General features: G+C 53.0%; 16 protein-coding genes and 4 tRNA genes. 7 read left to right on the forward strand and 13 right to left on the reverse strand.

Annotated features, from left to right (window positions below; all coding sequences use genetic code 11):
• Positions 1–14: 14 nt before the first annotated feature.
• Both BN3277_RS22575 and BN3277_RS22580 read right to left on the reverse strand, forming a co-directional pair.
• On the reverse strand, positions 15–764 hold the full coding sequence (locus BN3277_RS22575) for an AzlC family ABC transporter permease (RefSeq protein ID WP_059046581.1): 750 nt from the start codon (positions 762–764) through the stop codon (positions 15–17).
• Between the two features lie 43 nt (positions 765–807).
• Positions 808–1128: an AzlD domain-containing protein gene (locus BN3277_RS22580; RefSeq protein WP_232436493.1), complete on the reverse strand. Its 321-nt coding sequence runs from the start codon at positions 1126–1128 to the stop codon at positions 808–810.
• Positions 1129–1223: 95 nt separating this feature from the next.
• On the opposite strand from BN3277_RS22580, the gene BN3277_RS22585 reads away from it, so the two are divergent.
• A complete protein-coding gene (locus tag BN3277_RS22585; RefSeq protein ID WP_059046584.1) occupies positions 1224–2075 on the forward strand; it encodes a Cof-type HAD-IIB family hydrolase in 852 nt (283 codons plus the stop codon).
• A 66-nt stretch (positions 2076–2141) separates the two neighbouring features.
• On the opposite strand, the gene BN3277_RS22590 is transcribed toward BN3277_RS22585, so the two are convergent.
• A tRNA-Leu gene (locus BN3277_RS22590) sits at positions 2142–2224 on the reverse strand.
• Between the two features lie 30 nt (positions 2225–2254).
• Positions 2255–2329: transfer RNA gene (locus tag BN3277_RS22595), tRNA-Glu, on the reverse strand.
• 170 nt (positions 2330–2499) lie between these two features.
• Here BN3277_RS22595 and BN3277_RS22600 point away from each other — a divergent pair.
• The gene (locus BN3277_RS22600) at positions 2500–4197 is read left to right on the forward strand and encodes a WG repeat-containing protein (RefSeq protein WP_059046588.1); all 1698 of its coding nucleotides are present in this window, start codon (positions 2500–2502) and stop codon (positions 4195–4197) included.
• Positions 4198–4423: 226 nt separating this feature from the next.
• On the opposite strand, the gene BN3277_RS22605 is transcribed toward BN3277_RS22600, so the two are convergent.
• Together BN3277_RS22605 and BN3277_RS22610 are read right to left on the reverse strand one after the other, a co-directional pair.
• Positions 4424–4512 (reverse strand) — tRNA-Ser (locus tag BN3277_RS22605).
• A 10-nt stretch (positions 4513–4522) separates the two neighbouring features.
• Positions 4523–4598: transfer RNA gene (locus BN3277_RS22610), tRNA-Asn, on the reverse strand.
• A 240-nt stretch (positions 4599–4838) separates the two neighbouring features.
• Between BN3277_RS22610 and BN3277_RS22615 the strand changes: the two genes are divergently transcribed.
• Together BN3277_RS22615 and BN3277_RS22620 are read left to right on the forward strand one after the other, a co-directional pair.
• Positions 4839–6110, forward strand: a complete 1272-nt coding sequence (locus BN3277_RS22615; protein ID WP_059046590.1) for an MFS transporter — start codon at positions 4839–4841, stop codon at positions 6108–6110.
• A 97-nt stretch (positions 6111–6207) separates the two neighbouring features.
• The gene (locus BN3277_RS22620) at positions 6208–6765 is read left to right on the forward strand and encodes an ArsR/SmtB family transcription factor (protein ID WP_059046591.1); all 558 of its coding nucleotides are present in this window, start codon (positions 6208–6210) and stop codon (positions 6763–6765) included.
• Between the two features lie 237 nt (positions 6766–7002).
• Here the strand turns inward: BN3277_RS22620 and BN3277_RS22625 are convergent, their stop codons facing one another.
• Positions 7003–7473 carry a SprT family protein gene (locus tag BN3277_RS22625; RefSeq protein WP_059046594.1) on the reverse strand — a complete coding sequence of 157 codons (471 nt, stop codon included), beginning with the start codon at positions 7471–7473 and terminating at the stop codon, positions 7003–7005.
• Positions 7474–7593: 120 nt separating this feature from the next.
• Here BN3277_RS22625 and BN3277_RS22630 point away from each other — a divergent pair, with 120 nt between their 5' ends.
• A complete protein-coding gene (locus BN3277_RS22630; RefSeq protein WP_059046596.1) occupies positions 7594–7944 on the forward strand; it encodes a hypothetical protein in 351 nt (116 codons plus the stop codon).
• 1103 nt (positions 7945–9047) lie between these two features.
• Entirely contained in the window at positions 9048–9188 is a 141-nt protein-coding gene (cmpA, locus tag BN3277_RS25385; protein WP_089153383.1) for a cortex morphogenetic protein CmpA, read from the forward strand.
• A gap of 120 nt (positions 9189–9308) precedes the next feature.
• Here the strand turns inward: cmpA and BN3277_RS22635 are convergent, their stop codons facing one another.
• From BN3277_RS22635 to BN3277_RS22650, 4 genes are all read right to left on the reverse strand, one after another.
• Entirely contained in the window at positions 9309–10796 is a 1488-nt protein-coding gene (locus tag BN3277_RS22635; RefSeq protein WP_059046598.1) for a stalk domain-containing protein, read from the reverse strand.
• A 46-nt stretch (positions 10797–10842) separates the two neighbouring features.
• The gene (locus tag BN3277_RS22640; protein WP_232436523.1) at positions 10843–12675 is read right to left on the reverse strand and encodes a FecR domain-containing protein; all 1833 of its coding nucleotides are present in this window, start codon (positions 12673–12675) and stop codon (positions 10843–10845) included.
• A gap of 5 nt (positions 12676–12680) precedes the next feature.
• Positions 12681–14459, reverse strand: a complete 1779-nt coding sequence (locus tag BN3277_RS22645; RefSeq protein WP_059046600.1) for a CHASE2 domain-containing protein — start codon at positions 14457–14459, stop codon at positions 12681–12683.
• Between the two features lie 162 nt (positions 14460–14621).
• On the reverse strand, positions 14622–15776 hold the full coding sequence (locus tag BN3277_RS22650) for an HD-GYP domain-containing protein (protein WP_059046601.1): 1155 nt from the start codon (positions 15774–15776) through the stop codon (positions 14622–14624).
• A gap of 241 nt (positions 15777–16017) precedes the next feature.
• Between BN3277_RS22650 and BN3277_RS22655 the strand changes: the two genes are divergently transcribed.
• Positions 16018–16701, forward strand: a complete 684-nt coding sequence (locus tag BN3277_RS22655; RefSeq protein ID WP_059046605.1) for a Crp/Fnr family transcriptional regulator — start codon at positions 16018–16020, stop codon at positions 16699–16701.
• A gap of 102 nt (positions 16702–16803) precedes the next feature.
• Here BN3277_RS22655 and BN3277_RS22660 read toward each other — a convergent pair whose 3' ends face one another.
• Complete coding sequence (locus BN3277_RS22660; RefSeq protein WP_059046606.1) at positions 16804–19038, reverse strand: Tex family protein; 2235 nt, start codon at positions 19036–19038, stop codon at positions 16804–16806.
• A gap of 133 nt (positions 19039–19171) precedes the next feature.
• Complete coding sequence (locus tag BN3277_RS22665; protein ID WP_059046607.1) at positions 19172–19528, reverse strand: DUF4190 domain-containing protein; 357 nt, start codon at positions 19526–19528, stop codon at positions 19172–19174.
• Between the last annotated feature and the right edge of the window lie 81 nt (positions 19529–19609).

Raw genomic sequence — 19609 nt, forward strand, 5'->3', positions numbered from 1 at the left:
ACACGCGCACGCGATTAGCGTATCGTTCGTTTGGCATTTGCTCGGGTGGTAGTTGTCCGTCTCGATCTTATCCGGCTGATCTGCTGCCCTAATGTAGCCCCTGCCAAGCCGCCGACAATCAGGCCGATGCCCCCTAACTGGAGCATTCCTGCCAAAGTAGCAAGCACGGCTCCACAGCCTGCGGCGGCTATAAACGGTAACGTCCGCTCCCCTCCAGCAAGCAACGCGATGAAGAGCGCCGGCAACGCAAAGGTTAATACTTCGGCCAGCTCCGCAGTGACGAAGCTGCCCAGCCCGGTGCCTGCCGCAGTTCCCGCAATCCAGGATCCATATATGGCTATAGCAAACGTTATATAATAGGAAGGAAGCAACGGATCTCCTTGCGCTGCCCGGCTGGAGGTTACTGCAAACCCTTCGTCCGTAAGGCCGATCGCCGCCAGCCACTTCCGGGACTCCCGCCAGTTTACCAAATAGGGTCCCATGGTTGCGCCATACAGGACATGACGCATGCTTAACAGCAGCAACGTCGTTACAATCGTAACGGGAGCCACAGAGGAAGCGAACATGCCTAGCAGCATAAACTGAGCTCCCCCCGAGAAGATCCATACCGAGCTGAACACGGCAAGTCCTCCGTTTAGCCCTCCTGCCGCAGCGAGTACGCCGTAGGTCATGGACAATGGAAAATAAGCGAGCAGGATCGGAAGCGCATCCCGCAGAGCCTTCTGAATCTCTTCGCTTCGATTCGAACGTTTTATTTGGTTCATCCGAACCCCTCTCCTCTCTCCTCTACCTCTCGATTCTTCCGGCCTATCCGATCCAAGCGTGGACACCGGCATAAAACAGCACGCCAGCAGCTACCGTTAACAAAAGCCGACGCGACCACCAGGCAATGATCATTGTAGGAATGGCGGCAAACAGCATTAAATTCTCCGTAAGCGGTATCCACTCCCCGTCCTTCAGGAGCAGCAGCGGGCCGATCAGCGCGCCAAGCACGGCGGGAGACACGTAGGACAACCATTCCTTCGTCGTTTCGGACCATTGGACCCGGCTCCCTAAGACTAAGGAACCTGCCCGTAATAAATAAGTTCCTGCTCCAATCAGAATAATAATCCAAAGCTGGGTCGCCACGTCTTGATCTCTCCTTGACCTGAAATGCATTTCATAATCTATACTCTAAAAAACAGACAACACCCACCAAACGATGGGCTAGGAGGAAACTATCGATGAAACTGATTGCCGTGGATCTGGATGGAACGCTGCTCACGTCAGACAGCCGCCCGAGCTCCCAAGGCTTGGACGCCATTTCGCATGCCGTGAGCCAGGGGCATACCGTAACGCTCTGCACCGGAAGAGCAAGCTTTGACGCCAAACATTTAACGGGAGATCTGTCCATCCCAATCATCGCTTCCAACGGCGCGGAGGTGTTCGACCGGGAAGGAAAGCTGCTGCGAGAAACGCCAATTGCCCCGGATGCTGCCGCGGAGGCCGTTCGTTATTTAATGAAGCATAACGTCTATTTTGAAATCTTTTGTCCGGAAGCCATTTATTCACCTTCTGACGGCGAGCAAAAGCTGCTAGCTGAAATGGATATCCTGGTTAGCGCAAATCCAAGCATCGATCGGGATCAGCTGTGGGAGAGCGCAAAAATTCAGTTCGTTCAATTTGGCTTCCAAGGAATCGACCACCCGCTGCAGCTTCTGGAACAAGGCCGACCAGTCTATAAACTGTTGGTATACACGTTTCATGAAGAGAAGCTAAATGAAATCACCCAGCATTTCAACGGTCAGCCGCAGGTGCACACCACTTCCTCCGCCAACCATATCGTCGAGATCATCGCGAAGGAAACGGATAAAGGCAGTGCCTTGCGATTCCTGGCTGGCGAGTTAGGCGTGGAGATGTCCGATACCGTCGTCATCGGCGACAGCTATAATGATGTCTCGATGTTTAAAGTCGCGGGAACCAAAATTGCGATGGGCAATGCCGTAGACGAGATTAAGTCTCTCGCCACCGTGACCACAAGAACCAACAACGATCATGGGGTCGCTTATGCCATTCGCACCTTGCTCGAAATCTAGTCCTCTTGCATACCCGCAGGTATGAAGAAAGAACCTTGCTAAACGCAAGGTTCTTTCTTACTGGGATGCGGTAGAGAGGACTCGAACCTCCACGGGCATACGCCCACTACCCCCTCAAGATAGCGTGTCTGCCATTCCACCACTACCGCATATGAAATTACTCCATCTCGTAAAGAGAATGGTGACCCGTAGGGGATTCGAACCCCTGTTACCTCCGTGAAAGGGAGGTGTCTTAACCCCTTGACCAACGGGCCATATGAGAACCATCACCTTGAAGCGGCGACAAAATTGAGTATAACAAAAAGCGAAGCGGCTTGCAAGCCCTAAAATGGCTGAAAAAAGCTTACATATCCTGTCATTCTCTTTTAAGACTTTCAAAGGTATACTAGACCAATATTTAAATTTCAACAAAGGGAGACACAGCATGAAAAAAATCATTTTATGGATCAGCAGTCTGGCATTGGCACTAACTATATCCCCTTTCTCTTCTGTAGCTGCAGAAAGCGGATCGTCGGTCATCGAGCCGAACTTCAAGTACATTTTTCACTATAACGATGCAGGTAGTACCTTTAATGAAGGTTTAGCTTGGGTCCGGATAACCCAGGGCGGGCAAATCGGTGTAATCGACCGCAGCGGCCGTATATTATTTGATGGATTTGAACTAAGTCCCTATAGTTACACGGTATATACATACAGCGAAGGCTGGTCCAGAGTGCAACACAATGGAAAATGGATTTATGTAGACTCTTCCGGTAAAACGGTCCTTTCTACGGATTATGATTTGGTACTCAATTTCCGTGAAGGCTTGGCAGCCGTTCAGAAGAACGGCAAATGGGGATTTATCAATAAAAAAGGCCAGGAGATCGTAAAACCGCTATACGACGATATTCGCGACGATAACGGATACGGCATCCACAGCGGCACCTCCGGTTTCCATGAAGGCTTGGCCGCCATCCAAAAAAACGGCAAATGGGGGTATATCGACAAAACCGGCAGGGAAGTAATCAAGCCGAAATACGACTGGGCCAATAATTTCAGTGAAGGAATGGCTGTTGTTACAATCGGAGGCAAATGGGGGTATATTGACAAACGCGGGGCTCAGGCTGTAAAAATGGTATACGATTCCGCCCAAAACTTTAGCGAAGGACTAGGCGCCGTACTGCGTACCAATAATATCGGTGCCGGTTACCATTGGAGTTTTATCGATAAAACCGGCAAGGTCGTGTTGGATTTTAAAAACAAGTATGAGTTCATAGAGCCCTACACCGAAGGCGTTTCCATTGCCATGTACCATCAAAACAGTCCGACCGATATTTATGTGCTGTTGAACAAACAAGGGAAAGAGATCAAGAATTTAGGTTCGAAATACACGGAAGTGGAGCCGTTTAAGGAAGGGTTGGCAGTGGTACGCGGCCGTTCCGGTGAAGACGAGAAGCTGATCGACCGGAAAGGGAACGTGATCGTTAATGCTGGCTACGAGAGCCTTAATGCTTCTTCCCAAGGACTTATCGGTTATGAAAATAAAGCGGGGATGTACGGTTTCATTCGTAATCCGTTGGACGTTCCTTCTGTCTGGGCCCAAGCAGAGGTTACGTCGGCAGCGACACTGGACCTCATTCCGCTAGATATAGATTACGGGTATACAGACAACATTACGCGTGACGAGTTTAGCAAACTGGCCCTCCAGCTCATATCCGTCAGAACCGGCAAATCGATTGAGGATTTGTTGACCGCCTCAGGAAAACAAATTCGCACGGATACATTTGAAGATACCTTCGACCCGACTGTTTTAGCGGCGAATGCTCTAGGGATCATACAAGGAAAGAGCGCTAACAAACTGGATCCAGAAGGCGAAATTACCCGCCAAGAAGCTTCGGCCATGCTCGGCCGCGTCGCGGAGATGTTAGGAGTTCCCGCTAAACCCATATCGGTTACGTACGCTGACCAGCAACTCATTGCAGATTGGGCTAAGTCGTCTGTAGGTTTGATGAGTTCTCTCACCGATTCAACCAACCAAGCCTCGGTTATGGGCAGCATCGGGGATAACCGCTTTGGACCAAAGGAACCCTTCACCAAACAGCAAGCGATCATCGCGATGAAAAGACTATACCATGTTCAGTAAACTAGAACGCACAAGAAAGCCCTCTGGATCACCGGAGGGCTTTCTACATTCCTGTATAATTAACTCAACGGAGAGAGAGGGATACTCTCACTTCGTTCGAGACTGCGATGTATCCCTAACGAAGCTTATGCTCCGACGCCCCCTCCATTGGAGGGTTCTCATCCCTCTAACAACAACAAAGAGCCCCCGGATCACCGGAGGCTCTTTATCACGATGTATTTCAGAACGGAGAGAGAGGGATTCGAACCCTCGCACCGCTTACGCAGTCTAACCCCTTAGCAGAGGGTCCCCTTATAGCCACTTGGGTATCTCTCCAAGAAAGAAATGGCTCCCCGAACAGGACTCGAACCTGTGACAACTCGATTAACAGTCGAGTGCTCTACCGACTGAGCTATCGGGGAACGAAAAATAACGAGAACACCATTTAATTTATCACGCTTCCGCGGCAAAGTCAAGATTCGCAGCGCTTTCTTGGCCCTTCCTTCTTTCCCCATTCCACTTCTTCACATGCTAAATTGCCCGTTTGAAAGCGCAGGACAAGCCCAGCAAAAAAAGAGTTGCATTCTTCTCGAAATTCAATAAAATAAACATAACGTTAAAATTATTTTAACGTATGATAATTTTTAAAAGGATGAGTGCCCATGAGTCAAGAAGTTCGGGTCAAAAGCCAACCGCTTTCCGGTTTCAAAGAACTGGCGGTCTATCGTTCGTTTGTGTACCTTCTGCTCGCCCGGGTGATTTCCCGTTTCGGCGATTCCATCGATTCCATCGCATACAGCTGGATGGTTTATATGCTGACCGGCTCCAAGCTGATGATAGGAACCTTGTTTGCACTGAATTTTATACCCAACATCGCTTTCAGCTTCTTCGCGGGAACCTTGGTGGATCGCTGGTCCAAGAAAAAAGTTGTGGCGATCACCTATTTGGGGCGCGGCTTGATCGTTTGCTTTACAGCTTTTCTCTATTGGCAGGGCTGGCTTGTCCCTTGGCATCTTTATGTGCTGACGCTGCTCACCTCAACGCTGGAATGCTTCGCTTCTCCTGCCGAGCTGGCCCTGGTTCCGCAATTGCTGCCCAAGGAAAAACTGCTCAGCGGCAACTCCTTCAGCACCTCCGCTTCGCGGGCGGCAGAATTAGCGGGCATGGCGGCCGTCGGCGGCATCATTGCAACACTGGGAATTTCCACCGCCATTTTGATCGACGGGCTGACCTTCACCCTTGCCGCCGCGTTTATCGTACTGATCCGTGGAAACCGCGAGACTTCACCTTCCACCCAACCGATCAACGCATCAAGCAACACCTCCTTCGTTCTAGAGTTAAAGGAAGGGTTACTGTATCTCAAATCCAATCCGCTGCTCATCACGATCGTCATTGCTGCCGCTCTTGTGAATTTCTGCTTGTCGCCGTTTAACGTACTGAATGTGGTCTACGTAGATGAAATCTTGGGTGCGGGTCCCGCCGGTTTAAGCTTAATGGGGATTAGCTTGATCTGCGGTACCATTGTCAGTGGATTGTGGATCGGCAAAAGAGGCGCTGCCTATAAAAAAAGCCGGCTCATTCTGACCGGGTATCTGCTGCTTGGCGCCAATTATACGCTAATGTACTTACCTGCGGTTCTGCCGCTTCAACCGTTGGCTATGGCCACGTTGTTCAGCTTTGGCATGGGCCTATCTGTTTCGTTATGCAGCACGCCTTCCACCACCTACTTCATGGAAACCGTGCCGAAGGAGCTGCTTGGCCGCGTAGGGGCGTTGTACGGGATGGTCTGTACCTGTGCGATACCGGCGGGGAGCGCCCTGGCCGGGGTTTTGGGCGAATGGGTGCAAGTCCATCTGCTGTATGTGAGCTTTGGAGTTCTCCTACTAATTCCGATCCTGTTGTTGATGAAGCAGCGCAGGTTCATGGAAATCTAACATTGAGAACCGTTCTATTTTTTGCGCAAATGAGGGGCCCGAGCTATACTAAAAGAAATGACGGTTAACGTCTTATGTTCGGTAGGGGGCTTGCAGGGTGAACGACGCGAAGGAACTAAAAACGCTGGAGGACATTCGGATCTACTCCGACCCGTATCGCCTTCAAATCCTGGATACGTTCAAGCAGTTGAATCGTCCGGCGACGATGAAGGAAGTGGCGGACACGATGGGCGAGGTCCCGGCCAAAGTCTATTATCATGCCAAGAAGCTGGAGCGTATCGGTCTGTTGCAGCTCGTGGACACCAAGGTCATTAACGGCATTACCGCCAAATACTATGAACCTTATGAGGGTGCCATCCATATTAAGAAGAGTTATTTCGACGATTCGCTTAAGCAAGTCGCCTTAACGGAAACCGAAAAGCTGCTGAGCAATTTATACGATGAAAGCAAAAAGCGGTTCTTGAAATCCTCCCGCTCCCAAACGTCATCCGGACAACTAACCAATGATCACGTGTACCTGACTCCGCAAGAAGTTGAAGAATTTCAGGAGTGGATCACGGCGTTTCTCAAAAAACACCAGACCCAAACATCTGAGGACAGTAAGCAATACGAGATTTTTGTGACCGTCGCAAAAAGCAGCGAAACCGAGGATTGAAAATAAAAAGAACCATCGTCTCCGTAAATGGAAGCGTGGTTCTTATATTTTTGCCGATGGAGTTGTTCCTGCTTTGTTTTTGTCTTTCGGGTTCGCAGATCTTGCAACGCAAACGGGCTGCGGCTGAGTTCCGGGCTGCGCTTTCCTTCACGGATGAGCTTTTTTCGCTGTTTTTGGGCTTGGGATTGGGCCATCTAAATCACTCCTTACGTCGTTTGATGTAAGTATAGCACATCCTTAGCCGCCGGTTAACGTGATCAGGCGTAGTTTTCCGGCACATTTGCCGCAGCGATAGCGATTGGGATCAACGCGGCGTTTCCGCAAATACTCCATCCCGCAATCAACGCATACCAGCTTATACCGGTGCGGCAAGGTTCTCCGCTGTTTGCTCCCAGGCAAAGCGTGGCAGTAACGGCTGCCGCCAACTTTTTGGAGCAGGGCTTTAAAGTCCGCGTCGCGATGCTGGTACCCTCGTCCTGCCAAGTGCAGATGGTAGTGGCACAACTCATGCTTGATAATGCGCTCAACTTCCTCTTCCCCATAGGCGGTGAGTTGGGCGGGATTAATTTCGATATGATGGGTTTTCATAAAATAACGCCCCCCCGTTGTTCGGAGCCGGCTGTTAAACCGGGCTTGGTGCCGGAAAGGCACGCCGAAGGAACGCAGCGAAATTTCCTCGATCCAGGCTTGCAGCTGCTCATCCGTCATCGTCCTCTCCCCTTCCTGTTGTCATGAGCTCAAGAAATCTGCTAGATTCATTACTTGAATTTTAACTTCTCCTTACGCTACACTGTCAAGTAGGATGGATAGAAAAGGAGAATTGCGAGCATGTCCCTAATGAGATACGTCATTTTGCAGCAAGCCCAGGATCTAATCTTCGTTGAAATGCCCCGTGACTACGCCTACCAGCTCAGCGCTTTGAATTTGCGGCTGAACAAGGAAATCGATAAACTGACCGCGCTTGAGGTTCCGTCTCTTCCACGTGCGATTGCCGAATGCGACCAGCTTGATCTACTGCAGGAATCGCTGCAGATCACCAGCGGCTTGGATTATATCAACGGACTGGAGTCCGCTTTTTCCGCCATTCGCGAGGAGAATTACCCGTTGATCTCGCTGCTCACCGAAATCCGCGCGCTTCAGGCTCAACTGGAGCAATGGTACGAGGAAGAAGGCGCGTAGTTATCGGGTGCCGCAGGCATAGAACCACCCGCGAAGCCGGCCGGATTAGCTTCCCCTCACGATGGGGGCTAATCTCTCCGGCTTTTTAAGTGGCTAGAGTTCAACGCTCGGCGCTCCTCTACGCTCCTCTCGTCTCCTCTCCGCGTAAGTCCAGTTCGCGCTAACGGAACCTAGAGACCTTATTTTCCTATTTCCCGGCAATTTCCCGCTGTAACGGAACTGAAAGACCTTATTTGCCGGTAAAAGCCCTCTTTCCCCCGTTCTTTTCGCAAATAAGGTCTCCTGGTTCCGTTAGAGGCGGATACTGCCCTCTTTCGAGCGAATAACGGCTCTGATGTCCGTTAGAACAGCGAGCCGCACAAAACTACATGAGCACCGCATTTCGAGGGTGAACTCAAGATTCGACACCGAAACCTCCCCCTTCGATTCCGCTTCGTGATCAAAAGCCGGAATTTTAGTTTCAATCTACCAATAAGGACTAAAATGTAGGCTTTTCAGCACCGAGAAGGTTGGGTGAACCCGAAGAAAGAGGAGCGCAGTGTAGGTGGAGCCTACATGAGCACCGCATTTCAAGGGTGAACTCAAGATTCGACACCGAAACCTCCCCCTTCGATTCCGCTTCGTGATCAAAAGCCGGAATTTTAGTTTCAATCTTCCAATAAGGACTAAAATGTAGGCTTTTCAGCACCGAGAAGGTTGGGTGAACCCGAAGAAAGAGGAGCGCAGTGTAGGGGAAGCCTACATGAGCACCGCATTTCAAGGGTGAACTCAAGATTCGACGTCGACTCCTCCCCTTCGATTCCGCTTCGTGATCAAAAGCCGGAATTTTAGTTTCAATCTTCCAATAAGGACTAAAATGCAGGCTTTTCAGCACCGAGAAGGTTGGGTGAACCCGAAGAAAGAGGAGCGCAGTGTAGGTGGAGCCTACATGAGCACCGCATTTCGAGGGTGAACTCAAGATTCGACGCCGAAACCTCCCCCTTCGATTCCGCTTCGTGATCAAAAGCCGGAATTTTAGTTTCATTTTCAAGGGGACGTGCACGGATTGGGGGAATGCCCCATACCCTAACCATACCAATGGGTTACCGGAGGAGGGGATACGCTTGCCAAACTGGCTTAGCAATCAGATCATGCGTGCCTTTAATAAGAGAGATCGTCGTCAAATCCGACTGCTCAACGATTGTTGGTTTTTTTACTACAGCCGCCGGAACAGCCATACCGACAACACTAACACGATGCAGTAGCGGCTCTTCATAACCAAAGGGGCGGCTCCGCAGCAGCAATTACGCCTGCTTGGAACAGCCCCGCATTCCCGTTATTCACCGCACCCCACCGCGCTGCGACTTTGTCTAGCAACCCTCATATTAGTTGCTGCTGATCACCAATGCGTGAAACTCCTCGTCATGAATAACGAGTAAACCCAACATGTCCGAAAGAACCCGGGGCTCTAGATAAAAGGTTCCCCCGATCCGCTGAATCCCTGACTGTCGAGTGGAAAACGCCACCTGCCACGTCCCCTTGCGGATAGAAAGTTCTTCCCGATCTGCAAGCCATACCACCTGAGCGCCCCATGTTTCAAATAGTTCCCGCAGCGGCAAATAAATCCGCTCTTGGCGAGAGAAGGGCTGTGCGGCTCCCGTGAACCGGACAAGCCGGTTGTCAAACCATACCTGAAGCTGAGCCCCGGCAGGCTCAAGATCAACGCTGTCCAGCAAATCAGCGCCACTGCGCAGTATGGACAGCCCATTAGGCCCCGCCTGGATCCTCTCGATTGTCCCCCGGGTTGCGTCGCTTACGTAAAGTTCTCCCGAGCGGTAAGCTAGACCGTAAGGCTGTGCAAGTCCTGCGGATGTCGAGGATTCCGCGGGTTGCACCATCCCAGTACCGTCCGACGGGAGCAAGGTCTCCGCCCGGCCGGTATCCAACGTGACAACCCGTCCGTCTGGCGTGATAGCGCGGACTCGGCGGTTGAGGCGATCGGCCACATAAAGGACTCCATCCCCATAGGCTATCCCTGTCGGACGATGAAACCGCGCTTGATCCCGCTCGCCATTACGATAACCTCCGCGCAAATAACCGGTGTCTCGGTCCAGCACCCCCGGTACCCCGGCATAGGTCGCCACAACTCCCGCCCGGATATGACGGATGACCTGGTTGCCACTGTCGGCGACAAATAGCCCGTCCTCTCCCCAGGCCAGTCCAACCGGCTCGTTAAACCGGGCCGATAGTCCGGCTCCGTCCGCGTAACCGCCCGTCTCCTCCGGTTTCCCGGCCCAAGTACTGACCGTGCCGTCCGGAGCTACCCGGCGAATCACGTGATTCAGCGTATCGGCTACGTACAGATATCCATCTTCATCCAGCGCCAGTCCCGTCGGATTGTGAAACTGCGCCTCCTCCGGCTTTCCGTCACGATACCCCGCTTTCCCGGTTCCCGCCAGCGTATAGACCATGCCGTTTTTGATTTTACGGATCACCTGATTGTCCGGATCGCTGACATAAACCGTTCCTTTCCCATCACTTACGAGAAAGGCGGGACGCTCGAATAAAGCTTGTCCGGCTGAACCATCCCTGTACCCGCCGCTTTGCGCCTCCGCCGCCGAGCCGGTACGGGCCGTCCAACCGCTTCCATTCCAAGCCCAGATCCGAGGGGCGCCGGCATCCGCAGCCAACAAAGTCCCGTCGGAATCAAAACCTAGCCCTGTCGGCTCAATGATTTCTACGGAAGCCCCGGAAGCTAACGCTCGCCCCGCCGGATCGGCATTCCCTATTCCTATTCCTCCGCACAGCCAAATCAGGCTTATGGCACCAATTAGAACGGTTCTTGCGCTTAAAGGAATTTTTATGTTCGCCAATTACAGACTCCTCCTCCCGAAAATGGCCTACAGGCCATCCATAACGTCAATCCTCCACCGTAATCGTTATTTCCGCTTGATCCATGATATCCAGGTAATCAAACGGAATCCGAAGAACGTATACTCCCGGGTCCAACGTATTTAACAAAGCTTGTCTTAACGTAAACCTCAGCTGAGAACCATCGCTCTCTGCGCTGAAGTCCTGCTGTGAGAACAAAGTGCGTTCCTCACCAATCGAATCGGTAAGCACAGTATCATAGTCGTCGTCCGGTCCAAAAGCATCTCCGAGACCATTCACAAGCCAGACAAGATCGCCCGGCTGCGATTTGCTGTAGGTCACTTGATCGCGATCCGCATGTGGTTTGACCTCCGAGGACAACTCGATTAGCGTTTGCAGATCACCGGTATTTGGATTCCGCAGCAGCCCATCCTGTATATAGAAGGTGATTTGCGATTTAAGTTCCAGTAACCCATCCAGCATGATGATGAGACGGTTCCCTTCGATACTCAAGCCGGACGCGTCCATTTGTCGGGGATTATCCGGATCGTAACTTACGATATGATATAAGGTTATCGCCGATTCCATCGGGTCCGGTGCCCCGGCCCCTGAATTGAACTCGATAGGGGTCGCAAACGGGATGGAAAGGGTCGATAGATCCCAAACCAAGGAGTAAGGTTCATTCGCAATCTGTTCCATATCCAGTTCCGGGGGTTGCGGCACTCGGGCGTGCAGCTCAATCATCGGCAAATCATACCCGGAGGCAAAAAACAGCTTAATCCCCAGCGATTCGATCCCGTACTCAACGCCCTGCAAATAGGCCGCTTGGATCACCAATCTCGATTGATCAGTATTAGAGCCCGCCGTCACTACGTAATCCACGCCTTCAACCAGGTCCGTTTCCGTGTCAGTGCGCATCACCCTCGTAATCCGGTCTCCGTACAATTTCAGCACGATGTTGACATCGGTGCGATACTCAGGGTCTTGTTCAAACTCCGGTACGGAGACAACCAGGGGATAAGTAGGCGCAGGATCCTGCCCGCTGCCGCCGCCTGAACCACCGTTGTTCGAATTCCCAGAGGGGGGCACATCCAGAGTGGAAGCCCTGCCCTCATTTTCGAATCGAATGACCGGAGCAGGCGCAGCTGTTCTCTCTTTCCGTGCACGAATTTCCTCTTCCGTTCTCCGTTCGATTGTACGCTGTAATAGATCCAATCCAACGGGCAAAGCCTCCCCCGTCATTGTCAGATCCGCATAAACCTGCTCCAAAGCGAACAAGGGGACATCCTCCCAATTAAGCGCTACAACCTTCCCGGTTCCGTCGGCCGCCTGCCGCAGCTGCTCCCCTGGGCTAACGGTAAGCTCAGCGGTAGGTTCGACCGATGCTGCCCGTCTTACCGAAACACGGCCTTCCAGAACGCCAACATAAGTCTGCGCCTGTGCGTACCCAACGATAAACTCCGTACCCATCACGCCCATAACGGTGGTGGGTGTTTTGATCTCGAAACGGGAGTCTTGGGTCAGCTTCTTTTTCACCTTAATCAGCACGCTGCCCTTCTGAAGGGACAAGCTGGTCTTTCCCTCCATCGCCTTGGCGCTTTTCACCAATTCATTAACCATCAGCTTCGTGTCCGGACCGACATAAACCAGCTTATCGCTGTCCAGCTCCAGCTCGACGCGTCCCTCCTCGCCGGTAATCAGCACGTCCCCTTCGGCTATAGCCATATTTTTCACGGCTTTGAACTTCTTCTCGCCGCCTTTTTTCACTTCGGCGCTGCCGGTGACGTCAAGGATTTTCCCGATCTTCTTCGTATCCTTCGCCCCAGCTGCCGCCGGCACCAGCAGAGTTACTGCCAGCAACAGTGACAACGCGATCTTCATGAATTTCAAAGCAAACCCTCCACTTCATACGCCACAATTTCCTGTTCCTTGCCTTTAAGTTGATAAGAGCCGGGTTTCGAGACGGCCACTTTGCCTTCTACTTCGGCATAGGCGGTTTCGCTCAGCAAAATCCGTCCCGGTTCCGCCCGGTTTTCCAACCTCGCCGCCGTGTTCACCGTGTCCCCAATAGCTGTGTAATCCATCCGCTTCCGCGAGCCGATGTTTCCGAATACCGCCGGTCCCGTATGGATTCCGATGCCAAACCGGATCTCGCGGCCCAGCCGGGCCTTCCACTTTGCTTCCAGCTCAGCGGCCCCCTTCTGAATCTCCATCGCCGCCTGTACGGCTTTTAAGACATGATCCTCTTGCTCCAACGGCGCATTAAAAATCGCCATCACGGCATCCCCAATAAATTTGTCCAGTGTTCCTTCATAACGAAATACGCAGTGCGCAGCCAAGTCCAGATACTCATTGATGACCGATACGATCTCCTCCGGCTCCGACGACTCGGATAAGGAGGTGAATCCACGGATATCGATGAACATCACCGTCAGGGTCCGGCGCACGCCTCCCAGCTTTAACCCTTCCTTACCTGCCGTTAGAATCTGATTAACCACTTGAGGTGCTACGTAACGTCCGAAAATCTCCGTCACCCTTCGCCGCTCCGTCCATTCGTAAAAATAGCGAAGCAGCAACGCCGCAAAATAGAACGCACCCAAGAACAGCAGCGGATATCCGACGGGAACGAGAAGTCCCTGGTCATAAAGCCAATTCCCGCCGTAAAGTATCAAGCCGGCCAATACGGCAAGCATTATCAGCGAAAAGACCGGATGAATCAGGCGGAAAAATAAATAGGCGGCCGCACCCGCTGCAAGCAGCAGCAAGGCGTTCCATTGCCAGTCCACCGTTTTCTTAAAGTTGTTCTCCAATAGGGCTTGTACGATGTTAGCGTGAATCTCCACGCCGTACATGGGGGTATGATGATCCAGAGGAGTAGGGTAATTGTCTTGGAGGGAGGCCGTATAGGGCCCGATCATCACGATCTTGTCCGCAAAATAATCTGCGGGAATGTCTCCGCGCAACACGGAGGCATAGGAAAACATCTCATATTGTCCCGGAGTGCCTGTAAACGGGATCACGAACCGACCAAACTCATCCACCGGCGGCGGTGTGGGTGTTCCTGGCCCTTCAGGGGAATCATCTTGCTGCAAATGTGCGGTATACAACCGGTTGATCTCCCACGCCAAATGGTGAACCAAACGTCCTTCATACTTAAAACGAAGCAAGGATCGGCGAACGATCTGATCCTGATCCGCCATGACATTAATATGACCGACGGCCGCGGCGGCTTTCCGTAATGCGCTGAAGGGATCGGCCAACGTCAAGGCCTCCACCGTCCCTCGTTCCTGTGAAGGGACAAAGGTCCCATAAGTCGGCAGGACAACGTTACCGGCTTGCTGGACCGCCTCTACCCACGCCGCATCGTCGTCAGGCGACGAGGATGGTACCTGAAACGTCAAATCAAACGCAACAACGGCCGGCTCCCCGGTCGAAATTCGGTTCAGCAGCTCAGCATGGATGCTGCGCGGCCAGGGCCATTGCCCCAGCGCGTGGATACTCTCCTCATCAATCCCGATGAGGACGATTCTTGAGTCAGCTAATCCTTGGTTTTGATATAGGCGGTCCTCTACCCAAAAATCCAGTTCGCTCGGATATCCCCGGTAAACCAGGAACAAGGCGATGCCGATCAGCACGCCCCAGACGGTAAATAATCTTCGCCTCACACGTTCACATCCCAGTGGGTTGTAATTATTCTAATTAAAGAATAACACAACTTTTGTCCTAGTCTCCGGTTTTTTTGGTTAAATTTTCTCCGAATTTCAAGCAAGGGCACCCCAGGAAACGAAGAAGCCAGCGAATTCGTTCTCGCTGGCTCCGTAATGCGTTTAGGAATGCAGCCCCTCACAGGAATGAAGCACGACGACATCCCGCTTCGTGGACAAGTCCAGCTCGTAGGGATAACGGACCCGAGTCCCATCCGCTTCCCGCAGGACGCGAACAACCGGGCGATGGGCGAAGCCGTTGGCATTGGAGGAAACCTCCGCAATTTGACCGTTGCTTAGCTTGATGCGTGTAGATACCGGAAACAAGGAAATATGCCTTACGAATTGCCTGACAAGCTCCGCGTCGAAATATCGGTCCCCAGCCCCGAACAGAAACTCGATCGCCTCGTTCTCCGTGTAGGCTTGCCGGTGGTAACGCGGGGAGGTCAAAGCGTCAAAGACGTCTGCCATCGCAACGATCTGCGCCATTTCGGGGATTTCTCCACCCGACATCCGGACCGGATACCCGCTCCCATCATAACGTTCATGGTGTAGCAAAGCGCATTTAGCCGAATCGGTTGATACCCCGTCCAGCGACATCATGATCCGATAGCCTTCGATCGCATGGTTCTCCAACGTTTTCCGCTCTTCTCGGGATAACCTCCGGTTAGCGCGGATCAGGGATTGCGGCATACGGGTCATGCCGATATCAAACAAGAGTCCCCCCACTGTCAAATCCAGCAGCCTGGCATTGTCGAATTGGCGGGATACCCCCAGCATGGCGGACAGCTTTGCCACATTCAACGAATGGTTGAAGAGGCGCCGATCGCATTGCAGCATGAATGCCAGTTGGTCAACCAACTTGGTATGCGAGGAAATATCACAGATGATGCCGCGAAACAAACGCTTGAACCGATCCTCGATCAGAGGGGCCGACAGTCGACCTTCGATTTTTTCCGGCAGCGTTAACGCCACTAATTCCTCCACAGCTTGCTTCCGGATCAACGGGTCCGGTGCCTCTGTGGTCCCTACGCCCTCTGCGGCTAAATCGGCAGCATCGACGGATCGCAAGTCGTAAGGTTTGTCCCAATGTCCGCCGCTCCCCTCCTTCGGAACCTCCCGTACAACCACCGAGGGAATGCCAAGCTCCTTCATTCGCTTAATGTAAGCCTCTGTAAACACCGTTCCTTCTTCCAGAATCGACAGTCCGGAACGGCTCAAAATGGCCCTTCCGAGAACATCCCCAGGCTTTAATAACTCCACACGTACCGTTTTCACACTCCAACCCCCTATATCTCTACCTTCTCCAATCCGAATTTTCGGAATGGAAGGAAACTGTCGAATCATCGCGAATTAATTCTTAGGGACTACTTTATCAGGATGAATTCCATTATTTTGTAGCCCAAGCTACAAAATATGAAAAAAGTCACTTTTTTTTCGTATTTCAACCCCCGAACCCCCGCTTTAAGGAGTGGGACTTTCGGTCCTACGCTATTTTTTGACCAAAGGAGGCAAGTTGATGAACGATTTCGAATTGATCCGGCGTTTTCCCTATTTCGAGCATCTGGATCCCGTGGATCTGGCCAAAATGGCGCCGCTGTTCATCACCCGGGAATACGATAAAGGGACGACCCTTTTTCTGGAAGATGAGGAAGGGGATGAGCTGTATCTCATTCAATCCGGCCTCATCCACATCTACCGGAATGACGAGAACCGGGAAATTATTTTGTCGGTGTTGAGTGAAGGGGACTTTTTCGGGGAAATGGCCCTCTTGGAGAGCGTTCAATTGCGATCCGCTTCAGCGCGAACGATAGAGAAATCAATTTTGTATGTGCTGAAACGCCGGGATTTCATCGGCCTGCTGCAGCAAAACCCGTTGATTTCCCTGAAAATCCTGGAGACCACGCTCGGACGCCTGCGGAAGGCGAATGAGCTGATTATGGACCTAACGCTGCTGGACGCCCGGACGCGGATCGTACGGACGCTGCTGCGCTTGATGGATCAGCATGGCTCACCAAAGCCAGACGGCATCCTCATCGCCTTTAAGCTGACGCACCAACAGCTTGCCGACATGTCCGGTACCGTGCGCGAAACGGTGACCAAGGTGATGCTGGACCTGCAGTACAGCGAGCTGATCCAGGTCGACAAGAAGATGATCCTCGTCCTCGCGCCGGACAAGCTTAGGCAATCCGCCGGGATGTAGAACTAGCGGGATTGAAACCAAGAGTGTAACCCCTCCTCAGCACGCAAAAAAGAGCCGTAAGCCACGGAATTCCGCAGCTTCGGCTCTTTAATTCGAACAAACTTATTGGGCCTTGATCTCGGCAGGGCCTCGCATCGTCAAACCAACCCGGCCTTTCTTGACGTCCACGTTCAGTACCCAGACGGTGACGTTGTCGCCGACGGAGACGACGTCCATCGGATGTTTGACGTACCCGTTACTCAGCTGGGAGATGTGTACCAGCCCGTCGTTCTTAATCCCGATATCAACAAAAGCGCCAAAATCGATCACATTACGCACGGTACCTTGCAGCTCCATACCTGGAACCAAATCCTCGATCTTCAGCACGTCGGTGCGGAAGATCGGCAGCGGCAGCTCCTCGCGCGGGTCACGCCCCGGGCGCTGCAGGCTCTCGAGAATGTCGCGCAGCGTCGGAACGCCCACCTCGAGGCGCGGCGCCAGTTCGCTTGGATCCAGGGCGGCTAGCTTCTCATTCAGCTCCTTGGAGCCCAACTGGTTCAAAGAGACGCCCAGCTCCGCAAACAATCGGGTCACTACGTCATAGGATTCCGGGTGAATCGGTGTCTTATCAAGCGGATGCTCGCCTCCGTTGATCCGCAGGAAGCCGACGCACTGCTCGAACGTTTTGGCGCCAAGCCGCGGCACCTTCTGCAGTTGCTTGCGGCTCTTGAAGCGTCCGTTCTCCTCGCGGAATTTGACGATGTTCTTCGCCGTGGTTGCGTTCACGCCGGACACGTAGGACAAGAGCGCCGGCGAAGCGGTGTTCACGTCCACGCCAACGTGGTTGACGGCCGATTCCACGACGTTCTTCAAGCTTTCGTCAAGATGCTTCTGGGAGACATCGTGTTGATATTGTCCGACGCCAATCGCCTTCGGCTCGATCTTGACCAGCTCCGCCAGCGGATCCTGGAGCCGCCGAGCGATGGAGGCCGCGCTCCGCTCCGCAACGTCCAGATCCGGAAATTCCTCCTGCGCCAGCTTGGAAGCCGAATACACGCTGGCTCCCGCCTCGTTGACGATCAGGTACGCCAGTTCGCGGTCCTTGCCTTTACGTTCCGCAATGACCTCGGCGACGAACTGCTCGGTCTCGCGCGAGGCGGTACCGTTGCCGATAACAATCAGCTCAACGCCGTACTTATCGATCAGCTCGTGGAACTTGGCCGCCGCTTCCCGCTTCTTATTGTTGGGCGGCGTCGGGTAGGTGACCGCCACCTCCAGCAGCTTGCCGGTGTCGTCGACGACGGCCAGCTTGCAGCCGGTGCGGTAAGCCGGGTCAACGCCAAGCACGTTTTTGCCGCGAACCGGCGGCTGCAGCAGCAAGCTACGCAAATTGCCGGCGAAGATCGAAATCGCCTGGGTTTCGGCTTTTTCCGTTAGCTCCCCGCGCACCTCGCGCTCGATCGACGGGGCGATCAGGCGTTTATAGGCATCCTCGATCGCCGCGCGCAGCACGTCCTCCGTTGCGGAACGCCCGCGGATGACTTGTCCGGCGATGTGGCGGCAGATCGCTTCGGCATCCACTTCCAGCGACACCTTTAGCACGTTCTCCCGCTCGCCGCGGTTCATGGCGAGGATGCGGTGGGACGGCATTTTTTTGGCCGCCTCGCGGTAGTTGTAATACATTTCGTAGACGGATTCCTCTTCCGGCGTCTTCGCTTCGGATACCATCATTCCGTGATCCATCGTATATTTACGGACCCAAGCCCGGGTAGTGGCCTCATCCGCCACCTGCTCGGCGACGATATCCATCGCTCCTTGCAGCGCCTCCTCGGCCGTTTCCACGCCGCCTTCGATCCCGGCAGCCTGGGTGAACTTCGCCGCTTCCGCTAAAGGATCGCCTTGCTTCGGCTGCGACAATAACCATTCCGCCAGCGGCTCCAGCCCTTTCTCTTTGGCTACGCTCGCCCGGGTTTTCCGCTTCTGCCGGTAGGGCCGGTACAAGTCCTCCACTTCCTGCAGCTTAACCGCCTTCGCAATCGCGGCCGCCAGCTCGTCCGTCAGCTTGCCCTGCTCGTCGATGATCCTTACGACTTCCCGTTTCCGTTCCTCCAGGTTGCGGAGATATTGCGTCCGCTCTTCGATGCTGCGAAGCTGGTTCTCATCCAGCTCCCCGGTCATTTCCTTCCGGTAACGAGCGATAAACGGAATTGTGTTGCCTTCGTCCAGCAGCCCAATCGTCGTTCGCACCTGCTTCAGCGATAGTCCCAACTCCTTGGCGATTTGGGCGATAATCAGCTCCTGCTCCCCCGCATCGGCCCCCCCTTGCACCGCTGTTCCGTTCGTCTCCGTTTGCGCCATGGCAGAATCCCTCTTTCATTCTAAAAATTGCGATTGTTTCTATTATCACAAACTTTGCGGACCTTTTCCAGCGGGTGTCATCGAAAACAAAGAAACACCGCGCACAGAGCAGCGGTGTTTAATGCGTAATCGTTTAGAACGTGCTGTACGTGGAATCCCACATGGTCGCGTACATCAAAACAGCGATAATTGCGAACACGATGATGATACCATACAACACCGTACCCACAATGCCGCAAACGAGGCCGGCGACACTAAGTCCCTTGCCCTGCTCACCCGTACGTTTGATCTCTTTGAACGACAAGCTGGAAAACACGATGGCGACGATCCCCAAAATAAATCCGACATACGGGATAACAATCGAGAGTATGCCCAGCACCAGCGAGGCGATCGATTTGCCGTTCGTTTTGGGCGGCGCCGGCGGTGCCGATGGCGGATATTGGTTGAACGTGGAATAAGAATAAGGCGTTTCAGACGGACGTTGATCCATGTAAAAAGGTTCCTCCCCGGAAAATGTTACATTTATTGTACTAGATCGTACGGGAAGTCGCCATGAATTATTTTTTCGCAA

The organism is Paenibacillus rubinfantis, from assembly GCF_001486505.1.
GTDB classification, from domain to species: Bacteria; Bacillota; Bacilli; order Paenibacillales; family Paenibacillaceae; genus Fontibacillus; species Fontibacillus rubinfantis.